Raw genomic sequence first — 12,376 nt, forward strand, 5'->3', positions numbered from 1 at the left:
CGGGTTGAAATAAATTAAGGAGTAATAAAAAATGAGTAATCAAGATATGAGCAATTTCTCCATGATGGATTTATTTCGCATGGAGGCGGACAGCCAAGTAGAAATATTAAATGAGAACATTTTGGCGCTGGAAAATAACCCGAGTTCTCCTGCTGAACTGGAATCTTTGATGCGGGCGGCTCATTCTCTCAAGGGCGCGGCGCGGATTGTGGGACTGGATGCTGCTGTGCGAGTCGCTCATGTGATGGAGGATTGCTTTGTGGCGGCGCAGTCGGGATCGATCGCTCTAGACTCACCAGATAAGATTGATGTGATGCTGCGGGCGATCGACCTTTTGGCCCAAATCAGCCAGATCCCGGAAACGGAGATCGAAAATTGGCTCCCGATTAATCGATCGCAAGTTGAAAGCTTAGAAACTGCCATTTTAGCAATTATCAATAACGAACAATTAGATTTTGACAGCCAATCTGAAGCAGAACAAATAGAACCAGAGACAATTTTTGAGAGCCAAATTACGCCAGAACTGGCCTCGCAATCCTATCTTGATTTTACCATAGAAACAACAGATTATCCACAATCTAATTCAGATATTTATCAAAAAATATGGCCAGAGTTGCCGCAGGTTGAAACTCCCGAAACTCGGCTGCTAAAAACTGATTTACCCATGTTAGCTTTGTTTTTAGCAGAAGTAGAATCGCAATCAATACTGTTAAACCAAACTTTACTAGCTCTTAAAAATAATTCCAATGAATACTTAGACTTGGACTCCCTGCTCAAATCTGCTCATTTAATTAAAGGTGCTGCTAGAATAGTTCAGTTTAACCAACTTATCAAGCTTGCCGGGGCAATAGAAGATACATTTGTGGCACTTCAAAAATACAAAGCTAGCTTAAATGTTAGTCAAATTGATAGTCTGCTTGTCGGAGTCAATGTTCTGGAAGATATGCAGAAAATCCCGGTTCTGGAAATAGAAAATTGGCTAGAAGAAGGAGAGCAAAAAATAGATCGCATTGTCGCAGCTATCAATCTGATTTCTGAAGCGACAAAAACTGAAAAAGTAGCAATACCAGCCAATAAAACTAATTCCCAAATAACACCGACAGCGCAACCACAACTTCAAAATACTACTGCTGAACTAACAGAAACCAGCGGTCAAATTTCCCAAACTGGCAACTCTACCGCAGTCACTGTAGAGCAACTATCGACTCAAAGGGCGCTCGGCAAAACTGCAACTGCCAATCTCAGGGAAAATGCTCAAAAACCTAAAACTGCTGACCGCGTAGTGCGAGTTAATGCGGAAAACTTAAACCGGATTATGGGTTTGGCGGGCGAATCCTTAGTAGAAGCAAAATGGCTGCAACCGTTTGCTGATTCATTATTGAAACTGAGAACGCATCAAGGACAATTGTATAATTTGCTGGAAAAGTTGCAGGAATCTTTAGGCGATTCTGTCCTGGATCAGCGGTCGGAAGATTATCTCAGCAGTGCTCGAAAAAAAGCTAATGATTGCCGCCACATTTTGTCCGATCGCCTAAACGAACTAGAACTGTTTGCCCGCCGTTCTGCCAACTTGTCTGACCGCTTGTACCGAGAGGTTATTGCCAGTAATATGCGACCGTTTGCCGACGGCGTGCAAGCTTTTCCGCGAATGCTGAGAGATTTAGCCCGACTGTTTGGCAAACAAGTAAAATTTGAAGTTGTTGGCAAATCTACTCAGGTCGATCGAGATATTTTAGAAAAATTAGAAGCACCGCTGACGCACATTTTGCGTAATGCTCTGGATCACGGTATCGAAATGCCCGAGGCGCGTTTAGCTGCGGGGAAACTGGCCGAAGGTAAAATCCGGATGGAAGCTGCACACCGGGGCGGGATGCTGTCAATTACGGTCTCGGATGACGGTTGGGGAATAGAACCGGAAAAACTGCGCCAAAAAATTGTGAATAAAGGTATGGTGAGTGCGGAAATGGCGGCGAATTTGACGGAACCGGAACTGATGGATTTTCTATTTTTGCCGGGATTTTCTACTGCTAGTCAAGTGACGGAAATTTCGGGGCGCGGCGTCGGTTTGGATATTGTGCAGAGCATGGTGCAGGAGGTTGGTGGCATTCTGCGGGCGGTATCTGTGCCGGGAAAAGGTATGAGTTTTCATTTGCAGTTGCCGCTAACTCTGTCGGTAATTCGGACGCTGTTGGTGGAAATTTCGGGGGAACCTTATGCTTTTCCGCTGACTCGGATCGATCGCATTTTGATGGTTGAGAGTGCTGAGATTGCGATCGCCGAAAACCGACAGTATTTTACTATGGACGACCAAAACATTGGTTTGGTGACAGCTTATCAAGTGTTGGAATTACCGCCGCCGCTTCAGAAGTTGGATGTGGTACCCGTGATCGTTGTCAGCGATCGATCTAGCAGTTACGGTTTAGCTGTAGATAAGTTTTTGGGCGAACGCGATTTAGTTGTCAGGCCTTTAGATCCGCGTTTGGGTAAGGTAGCGGATATCAGCGCCGCTGCTTTTATGGAAGACGGTTCGCCGGTGCTGATTATCGATGTTGAAGATTTGGTTCGATCGACTGATAAACTGTTGACTGAATCTCGGTTGCAAAAAGTTAGTCAAACTGCACAAACTGCTGAATCAACAACTCGCAAGCGCGTTTTGGTAGTGGATGATTCGATTACTGTCCGAGAAGTAGAGCGAAAACTTTTAGAAAATCAAGGATATGAAGTTGAAATTGCTGTTAATGGGATGGACGGTTGGAATGCTCTACGCACGGGGCGTTTTGACTTGGTAATCAGCGATGTTGATATGCCGCGCATGACTGGAATCGAGCTGGTTAGTCAAATTAAAAATCATTCTGGTTTAAAGTCGATTCCGGTAATTATTGTTTCTTACAAAGACCGGGAGGAAGATAGAATTAGAGGCTTGGAAGTGGGAGCGGATTATTATTTGACTAAAAGCAGTTTTCATGACGATACGTTGTTAAAGGCGGTGGTTGATTTAATAGGTGAGGCTTGAAAAAAAATCTCTGGTTAAGTTTTTTTAATTAAAAAATAAAAATGAGACCCAAATGTGGTATGAATAGTGGTATGGTGCGCGATCGTTCGTAATTTAATCAATAATTCAATACGCTTGGGTGAAGCCCGGAGATCCCCCCTAACCCCCCTTAAGAAGGGGGGGACAAGAAATTGCTCAAAGTCCCCCTTTTTAAGGGAAATTTAGGGGGATATCCGGGCAATAAACAGTGTTAACCGAACAGTATCGATCGGCAATTGAGAGCCTGTTTGCTGACTCACCCTACAAGTTTTGTTTTAAAGAAAATTTCTCAGCCTCAAAAACTGTATCAGCCGACTCTGCTAACTACTTGTAACTGAAAATTAATAAAAATATGACCAATTTCAACATGAAAATAGCGATCGTCAACGACACGCTGATTGCTGCTGAAGCCTTGCGTCGAGTTTTGGTGACAGTACCGGAGTATGAGATTGCTTGGATAGCTGGCAATGGGGCTGAGGCTGTAGAAAAGTGCGCCCGCAATACCCCGGATTTGATTTTGATGGATTTGATTATGCCGGTGATGGATGGTGTGGAGGCGACGCGCCTGATTATGAAGCAATCTCCCTGCGCGATTCTGGTGGTGACATCTTCGGTAACGGGTAATGCCGGCAGGGTTTTTGAAGCTATGGGATATGGAGCTTTGGATGCTATTAATACGCCGATTTTGGGGTTGATGGGCAATTCCCCAAGCGGCGGGTTGGAATTGTTAAAAACTATTTCTAAAGTCGCTAGATTGATTGGCAAAAGTAACTCAACTTCTATATTTCACAGCGCAACTCCCAAATCCCTGACTCCGCCGCTGTTGGCGATCGGCTCTTCGACTGGCGGGCCGCAAGCTTTGGCAACTCTGCTATCGGCTTTACCGGCAAATTTATCGGCGGCTGTGGCGATCGTCCAACACGTAGATGCTGAGTTTGCTCCTGGTTTGGCAGAATGGCTGAGTCAGAAAACTAAGTTGTCGGTGAGTGTGGCAGTTGCCGATCGACCTTTGGAAGTCGGTAAGGTGGTGATTGCCGCGACTAACGACCACTTAGTATTACAATCCAATTTAACCCTTAAGTATACGAAGGAACCTTTAGACTATCCTTACCGCCCGTCAGTAGACACTTTTTTTCAAAGTGTCGCCCAACACTGGCCGGGTAAAGGGGTGGCAGTGCTGTTAACCGGCATGGGCAAAGATGGCGCTAAAGGACTCAAGGTTTTGCGATCGGCCGGCTGGCACACAATCGCCCAAGATCGGGCTACCTCAGTAGTTTATGGGATGCCGAAAGCGGCGGCCGAGTTGAATGCGGCTGTGCAGGTTTTACCAATTGAGGCGATCGCCCCAGCCTGCATCAAATATTTAGTGTAGAAATTATTACAGATGTTTGGGCCATATGGCTTAAGGTCTTGAGCACAATGGCCGATGACGTGCGAGACTTTCGCCGAGGATCATCTATCTATGGGGTGGTGTTTTGGGATTTTGTCGATCGTGCTTGTATCTTGCAGAAGTCCGTAGTTTCGCGGGCTTCTGCGCGGAGGGCACTCGGTAACTGTAAGCAGCGCCGAAGCCCGCTGACCCCAAAATTAGCGATCGCAGCGGTTGCAATAAAAATCAAGCGTGCTAGGCTGTGTAAAGATTTTACAAAAATCAGCTTGTAGCATTTTACAAACCTGGTATTATCACCTGGTAAGGGTACTTAAATAACACCGGGTCGCTATTGACAATTTAAAAAATATTAAGTAAAAGTTTTGAGCCTCTCCAGACAATGGCTGTTGCCAGATCCAGTTATGAACTTAACTCACTCTCAGGCTATGGAAGTCGATCGCCATGAAGCAGTAAATCAACCAGAAATCCAAGCATTCAACGGCAACCTGGTAACGTTAAAGTTTAAGGATAGGGGAAACGATAGAAAAAATGCAGTTACAGCCAGAGATAGCGCCATTGTCAGTAACATCAAATTCGATAGCAGCCCCCATTCTATTGACTTAAATTTCCCCTTAAATTCAGCCCAAAAAAAAATATCCAGCTTGAGCGAATACACTGTCACAGTTTTACTGGTTGACGATCAGGAAATAATCGGCGAAGCAGTGCGCCGAATGCTTGCTAATGAAAAAGATATTAAATTTTATTACTGTAACGATCCGGCTCAAGCCATTAATAAAGCATTAGAGGTGAAGCCAACAGTAATCCTCCAAGATTTAGTAATGCCAGAAATAGATGGATTGCAGTTACTGCGCTTTTTTCGAGCGAATTCGCTGACGCGAGACATTCCGATGATCGTGCTCTCCAGTAAAGAAGAAGCCTCACTAAAAGCGCAAGCATTTTCCTTGGGCGCTAACGATTATTTAGTAAAATTGCCCGATCGAGTCGAGCTCATAGCTAGAATCCGCTATCACTCCAAAGCTTATATGCACCTGTTGGAAAGGAATCTCGCCTATCAAACCATGCAGGATTATTTACAAAAATTAGAGATAGAACAAAAAAAATCTCAAGAGTTGTTACTAAATATATTGCCAGAGGCGATCGCCGAAAGATTAAAAAAAGAACAAGGCATAATCGCCGACGAATTCGCAGCAGTTAGTGTCATGTTCGCTGACATTGTGGGCTTCACCCAGTTGTCAGCATCGATATCGCCTAAAAAATTAGTACATTTACTCAACGATATATTTTCCAAATTCGACGCACTCGCCGAAAAGCACGGTTTAGAAAAAATAAAGACTATTGGCGACTGTTATATGGTAGTAGCCGGACTGCCAAATCCCAGAGAAGATCACGGAGATGCGATCGCCGAAATGGCCCTAGATATGCAAGAAGCCATTGCCACATACAGAGAAAAGCTTGGCATCACTCTCAGCATCCGCATCGGCATTCATTCCGGGCCAGTCGTAGCCGGAATTATCGGCACGAAAAAGTTTATTTACGATCTGTGGGGAGATACGGTAAATACCGCTTCCCGTATGGAATCTCACGGTATCCCCGACGGTATTCAGATTACGGAAGCAACTTATTTGCTCATAGAAAACAAGTATGATTTTGAAAAACGCGGTTTAATCAGTGTTAAAGGTAAGGGACAAATGGCTGCTTATTTGTTGAAAGGAAGATTGGAAGTTGATTTTTAATGGGTAATGGGTAATGGGGAATGGGTAATTGGGAATTGGGAATTGGGAATTGGGAATTGGGAATTGGGAATTGGGAATTGGGAATTGGTAAGTGGGAATGGGGAATTCTTAATTGATGGGTGTGAGATATGAGTAGACCAGATTTTGAGGATTTGGATGTTTACAAGTTGGCTGAAAAATTGGCAAATGAGGTTTGGTTTATCGTCAAAAAATGGGACTATTTTACAAAAGATACTATGGGGAAGCAACTTGTACGCGCCGCCGATAGCGTTTGCGCTAATATTGCAGAAGGACGTGGCCGATATAATTATCAAGACAATCGGCGTTTTGTCAAGATTGCCAGAGGTTCTTTGTATGAAACAATCAGCTTTTTGAGACTAGCATATGCCAGAAAATTGGTGGGAAGTGAAGAGGTAAAAAGATTCCAACCAATAATTGATGAATTGTCGCCGAAGCTTAATGCTTATCTAAAGTCAATAGGTAGCAATGAAGAAAAATAATTGATTAATAATCAGGGTATATATAGCAATTCTTAAGTGAGTGAGGTACAGATTGATAATTGGTAATTGTAATTGGTAAGACAACTGGCGAGTACCTCATGAAAGTTGAGAACCGCTATAAAACATAAAAAATCACCAATTACCAATCACCAATTCCCAATTCCCGATTACCAATTACCAATTCCCGATTACCAATTACCAATTACCAATTACCAATTACCAATTATTAAAGTTTATTAACTTTGTAGATAATATTGTTCTGCTTCCGACCAATTCAGTTTAAGTAGCGAATCATCTCCACCTGGAAGCTTGACAATCGGCTTAGTTACTTTCACACCCAAAGCGCTAATAATCTGCGCTGCTACAGCTTTCGCCAATAGCGGCGGTACAGAATTTCCGACTTGGCGGAAACCGTGCCATTTTGTGACGTGAAATCTAAACCAGTCAGGGTAGGAATGCAGTCGCGCAGCTTCTCTGACTGTAATGCACCGAGGGGCGATCGGGTGAATCGGCCTTGGCGAAGTATAAGCGCCCCTCGCCCTGTCGGTTCCAGCCCTGAGAGTGTTGCAAACTCCGTCGGGGTGCAGCTTGTAAAAACGGGTAATCGGCTCTTTTTCGCCGTGTTTGGCTGCTGCAAACCTTTCCATACATTCGGGAGAATGTTTGGTGCGCCGGCTAGAAGAGAGGATTTGCCGATCGTACTGGCGATCGTAAGAATAATCATCATCCAAATCATCGATGCCGCGCATTATACTCGCGTAATCATTGCTGCAATCTCCGTACTCCGCCACTACCCAATCTCGGTGCAGCAACTCGCTGTAAATTTCCACTTCCGGCAAATCTCCAATCGCATCCCAAACTGTCGGGACAGCGGGTAAATTAACTTTCTTATAGCGTTTAGGAAGTTTCTTTTTCGGCAGGAAAGTAGTTGGCTGAGGATATTTTGGTAGTTCATAGCCTTCTTTGCACCCAATCAGAAACAATCGTTTGCGAGCTTGCGGCACTCCGTAATGAGCGGCGTTGAGAACTTGGTAGTTTTCTTCTACTTGATAGCCTGCTTCCAGAAAAGAGCTAATTAAAAGATTCAGGAGTTCTTTGTGCGGGCCAGCCACAATTCCCGGCACATTTTCCATCACAAAAAACTTGGGTTTTAACTCTAAAACCAAGCGCTGAAAGTGGAAAATTAGAGAATTTCGCGGATCGTCTACATCGCGCTTCCCCATCAGCGAGAATCCTTGACAGGGCGAGCCGCTGATTACTACGTCTATCTGGCGCCGCCCGATCGCCGATTTTGTCCGAATTTCCGCTCCTGTGAGTTCTGCGACATCTTTGCACAAAATAGAACACATCGGGAAATTAAACTGGTGTGTAGCGCAGTGAATTGGGTCAATTTCGACTGAGGCAAGTACGTCAAAACCTGCTTGTTCAAAGCCCAGCGTCATGCCGCCTGCGCCTGCAAATAAATCAACAGCGATCGGTCGCTTTTTCCGATTGCTTGGCATAACATTTCTATACTAAAATTGCTTTAAGAAGCTGTATTTAATTTAACATTTTTGATGATTTCGGCAGCCGCGCGATCGCACACACCGACATCTCCGAGACTTTCGCGCATTTCCCGATAACCCGCTTTTATTTGCTGGCGTCGATCGGCATTTTGCAGCAATTCCAGTGCGTGGCTGACAATATTTTCTACAGTCGCCTCGTCTTGCAGCAACTCCGGGACAATCGGCTTCATGTGCACTAAATTGGGCGGAGAGATAAAAGGAATCGACAATTTCAGCACGTGGCGAGCAATAATCGCCGTAATTCGACTAACGCGGTAGGCGACAACTTGCGGAACGTCGAGCAAAGCCAGCTCTAAATTAACAGTACCAGATTTGGTAATAGCCAGATCGGCAGCCGCCAAGATTTCCAGAGTTTGATTTTCTAACAAAGTAGCCCGCAAACCGTAATTCTCGATCGCCTGTTCGATTTTGCTGCGGAAAGCTGCTTGAGAAAGCGGAATCCAGAAATGAACTTGCGGCAATTTAGCTTGAATAATTTGAGCAGCCTCAAATATAACCGGCATCAGGTACTTGAGTTCTTGCTTCCTAGAAGCGGGAATTAGGGCGACTGACACCTGTTCCGGGTCAATTCCCAAAGTTTGGCGGGCAACTTCCCGGCTGGGTGCAGATTGCATTCTATCCACCAAAGGATGACCAACCCAACTCACAGCAGCTCCTTTTTTCTGATAATAACAAGCTTCCTCGGGGAAAATCGCCAAAATTCGATCGGCAATATTGATAATCAATTCAGTATTGCGAGGAGAAATCGAGCAAACCCATTCTTGAGGTGCGATGTACCAAACCACACGCATATCAGGCAAATAGCGGCGAATGTAGCTACCAATACCGAGATTTGGAGTCAAATAATCAATCAATACAACCACATCGGGGGGTGATTTTTTGAGATATTGTTTAGCTATTTGCTGAACTGCGATCGTTGGCCAAATATACGGTATCGATTCTATAATACCCATAGAACCAATGCCTACAGTATCGCCTAAAATAGTAGCCCCAGCTTCCGCCATTTGCGGGCCGCCCAATGCAGTTATTTCTAACTCCAAACCAGTGGCGACAGCGTGACGTTTTAAGGCAGCAACTAACAAAGATCCTTGCAAATCGCCAGAAACCTCACCAGTGCTGATGAAAATTTTCATATTTGTTAATTAAACTCTGACTTTAAACCGGTGATATTTGTTGTAATAATTCAGTCACAGCATCGTATTGATCTGGCATATTCGTACAGTGCAATAGTGATTAGACAAGATTGCCTAAATCTTTGATAGAGCCAGTCAACCGCAGATTTGAGGCAGATTAACGCAGATTAACGCAGATAATTTCAAGATCAGAAACCGAATGAGTACAAGAGGTCTCATTATAAAAAATCTTGCTACAAAACAAAATTTCGCTTGCTTCGACAGGCCCGAAGTGTCAGGTGCGTCGCAGATCGAAAAGTCGATAAAATGTATAGATTTTTCATGGCGACACACCCTAGAAATACTCTTGCATGATTTTCATAATTGGTATTATTTCTTGCTAGGAATCAAACCGCGCCGCCCTTTGCTGACAGACTGCTGTACAAATCTCCGCAGGTGCAGCAAGTGCGGGTTTTCTGGCAACAAATCCAACTGTTCCAAAGCTTGATTGAGAGTGTAGCCAGAATGGTATAAAATCCGAAAAGTTTTCTTCAAGACTAGCAAATCTTCTGGAGTCAAACCTGCGCGTTCGAGGCCTATTTTGTTGAGAGCTCGGACTCTCGAAGGATTCCCCTCGATTAGCATATAAGGAGGCACATCTCGATCGATCCTGCTCAAGCCACCGATCATAGATAGGCGGCCGATGTGGACAAACTGGTGTACGCCCAAAACACCGCTCAATCGGGCTTGAGACTCGATTTTGACGTGTCCGGCTAGGGCTACGGCATTGGCGATGATTACTCGATCGGCAATATCGCAATTATGACCAACATGAACATAGGCCATCAATAGATTATGATTGCCAATTGTGGTGCTTTCTCCGGCTCCAGTAGCGCGGTTGATTGTCACGTATTCCCGAATCAGATTGTTGTCGCCAATTGTCACCCTAGTCAGAGAACCTTCGTACTTCAAATCTTGAGGTTCTAAACCAATCGCCGCACCGGGGAAAATTTGATTTCGAGCGCCTATTTCTGTTAGCCCGTCGATAATTGCATGAGCGCCAATCTTAGTTTCCGGCCCGATTTTCACTCTTTCCCCAATTACAGCATAAGCGCCCACTTCTACAGTCGGGTGGAGTTCGGCGCGGGGATGAATCACAGCAGTTGGGTGAATCAAAGTAAGCATTTGTCAGTTCTTTGCTGGTAATTGGTAATTGATAATTGGTAATTGATAATTGGTAATTGATAATTAGTAATTGATAATTGGTAATTGATAATTGGTAATTGATAATTCGCCCAACCGTTTTTAGTTGTTAGCTATTACCCATTGTCGATTCCCATTACCAATTCCCCATTCTCCATTCCTGATTAGCAAATTTAATCTACCATCGAAAACGTCAATTCTCCTTCACAGACTTTTTGTCCGTCCACTTCAGCAATCGCCTGCATTTTTCCGAAGCGGCGGCGTTTTACCCACAGCAATTCTAGAGTCATCAGCAACTGATCGCCCGGTACAACCTGACGGCGGAACTTGACTTTATCAATCCCGGTAAACATCCACAATCCTTGCTCGATGTCGGGTAACTGAGCGAGAACAATACCGCCAACTTGAGCCATCGCTTCGACAATTAATACCCCAGGCATAATCGGCCTTCCGGGAAAATGCCCTTGAAAATGTGGTTCGTTGAAAGTCACATTTTTGATTCCTACAGCCCGCACTCCCGGCACATAATCAACAATCTTGTCTACCAGGGCAAAAGGATAGCGGTGAGGCAATATTTTCTGGATTTCTTCGATAGTAAAAGTAGATTTAACCGCTGGAGAATCTTTACCGTTTTCGGTGGGAACGGATTCAGAATTAGCAGTGTTGAGGGTGTTAACTTCAGTCAGCGTGGACATTGCTTGAAGACTTTTGAGTGTGGTAAAAACGCAAGGGATTGCGTCTTGGGTTGTGAATTCTAACTGTAAACTATAACTGTAAATTGGCTAGAACTTTTTATGCCTAACTTGCGTGTAGCACTGCCCAAGCTTGGGAGTTCAGGGCTTTGGCGAGTTGGACGTGCAGGTTGTGACTGGCTTTGTAAGCCAAGTAGTGAGCTTTTGGCAAAGTTCTCAGCAGACTGAGGTCGCCTACTAAGTCTAAGATTTTATGGCGCACTGGTTCGTTGGCAAATCTCAAGGGCGGGTTGAGCCAGCCGGAGCGATCGCAAACTAAGGCGTTCTCTAGGGTACCACCTTTGATCAAACCTGCTTGTCGCAATTGGTCAACTTGGCGGGCAAGTCCAAAAGTGCGGGCTGGGGCGATCGCGCTAGCAAAACTTTCTACCTCTGGCGACCAACTGTACCATTGATTGCCGATCGCCTGTTCCTCAAAATCAATTCCGTAGCTAAACCGAGTTTCCGCTGACGGCAGGGCCGCAACAAAAGCATCGCCGTGACGCACCCACACAGGCTCTGCAACAACGAATGACGGATGAGAGTCTTCCTGGCATTCTTGAGGAATTAAGCCGGTATGGGCGATCGCCTCAACCCAAACCAGAGCCGAACCGTCCAGCAGCGGCACTTCGGGCCCATCAACCTCAATTCGAGCATTATCCGCTCCCATCCCCGCCAAAGCGGCTAAGAGATGCTCTACAGTGCGAATTTGAGCATCGATACCTACGAGTTCAGTCGAAAGTGCAGTCTGACCAACCGCCTCAATTTTTGCCGGAACGATCGGAGCACCGGGCAAATCAGTTCTGACAAAATAACGGCCTTCCCCAACCGCAGCAGGCAAGACTCGGACGCGAGTTGGTTCGCCGCTGTGCAAACCGATTCCTGACAGTTCAAATTCAGCTTTTAAGGTACGTTGAGTCATTAGTTATTGGGAATTGGGCGAAGCGAAGCGGAGGGATGGGGCATGGGGAATTGGGCATCGGTAATTGGTAATTGGTAATTGGTTATTGGGCATCGGTAATTGGTTATTGGTTATTGGTTATTGGTTATTAGTTATTCGTTAATTGCTACCAATTACCAATTCTAAATGTCCAATGCCCAATACTTCGAC

Annotated in this window: 9 protein-coding genes; 4 read left to right on the plus strand and 5 right to left on the minus strand. The window is 45.0% G+C overall.

The features are described from left to right. The first annotated feature begins 31 nt into the window (after positions 1-31). The 4 genes from QUB68_RS22830 (at position 32) to QUB68_RS22845 (ending at position 6,654) form a co-directional block, all read left to right on the plus strand. Entirely contained in the window at positions 32-3,013 is a 2,982-nt protein-coding gene (locus QUB68_RS22830; RefSeq protein ID WP_332996724.1) for a hybrid sensor histidine kinase/response regulator, read from the plus strand. Positions 3,014-3,383: 370 nt separating this feature from the next. Then, complete coding sequence (locus QUB68_RS22835; protein WP_332996725.1) at positions 3,384-4,403, plus strand: chemotaxis response regulator protein-glutamate methylesterase; 1,020 nt, start codon at positions 3,384-3,386, stop codon at positions 4,401-4,403. A 419-nt stretch (positions 4,404-4,822) separates the two neighbouring features. Beyond that, positions 4,823-6,154: an adenylate/guanylate cyclase domain-containing protein gene (locus QUB68_RS22840; protein WP_332996727.1), complete on the plus strand. Its 1,332-nt coding sequence runs from the start codon at positions 4,823-4,825 to the stop codon at positions 6,152-6,154. 128 nt (positions 6,155-6,282) lie between these two features. Then, entirely contained in the window at positions 6,283-6,654 is a 372-nt protein-coding gene (locus QUB68_RS22845) for a four helix bundle protein (RefSeq protein WP_332996729.1), read from the plus strand. A 236-nt stretch (positions 6,655-6,890) separates the two neighbouring features. Here the strand turns inward: QUB68_RS22845 and QUB68_RS22850 are convergent, their stop codons facing one another. From QUB68_RS22850 to lpxC, 5 genes are all read right to left on the minus strand, one after another. After that, on the minus strand, positions 6,891-8,156 hold the full coding sequence (locus QUB68_RS22850) for a DNA cytosine methyltransferase (RefSeq protein WP_332996730.1): 1,266 nt from the start codon (positions 8,154-8,156) through the stop codon (positions 6,891-6,893). Between the two features lie 23 nt (positions 8,157-8,179). After that, complete coding sequence (gene lpxB / locus QUB68_RS22855) at positions 8,180-9,352, minus strand: lipid-A-disaccharide synthase (RefSeq protein ID WP_332996732.1); 1,173 nt, start codon at positions 9,350-9,352, stop codon at positions 8,180-8,182. A gap of 369 nt (positions 9,353-9,721) precedes the next feature. After that, entirely contained in the window at positions 9,722-10,516 is a 795-nt protein-coding gene (gene lpxA / locus QUB68_RS22860) for an acyl-ACP--UDP-N-acetylglucosamine O-acyltransferase (protein ID WP_332996735.1), read from the minus strand. A gap of 191 nt (positions 10,517-10,707) precedes the next feature. Continuing rightward, entirely contained in the window at positions 10,708-11,229 is a 522-nt protein-coding gene (fabZ, locus tag QUB68_RS22865; protein ID WP_332996737.1) for a 3-hydroxyacyl-ACP dehydratase FabZ, read from the minus strand. A gap of 103 nt (positions 11,230-11,332) precedes the next feature. Beyond that, complete coding sequence (gene lpxC, locus QUB68_RS22870) at positions 11,333-12,187, minus strand: UDP-3-O-acyl-N-acetylglucosamine deacetylase (protein ID WP_332996739.1); 855 nt, start codon at positions 12,185-12,187, stop codon at positions 11,333-11,335. Positions 12,188-12,376: the final 189 nt, after the last annotated feature.

This window comes from Microcoleus sp. A006_D1, assembly GCF_036702805.1.
Taxonomy (GTDB): domain Bacteria; phylum Cyanobacteriota; class Cyanobacteriia; order Cyanobacteriales; family Microcoleaceae; genus Microcoleus.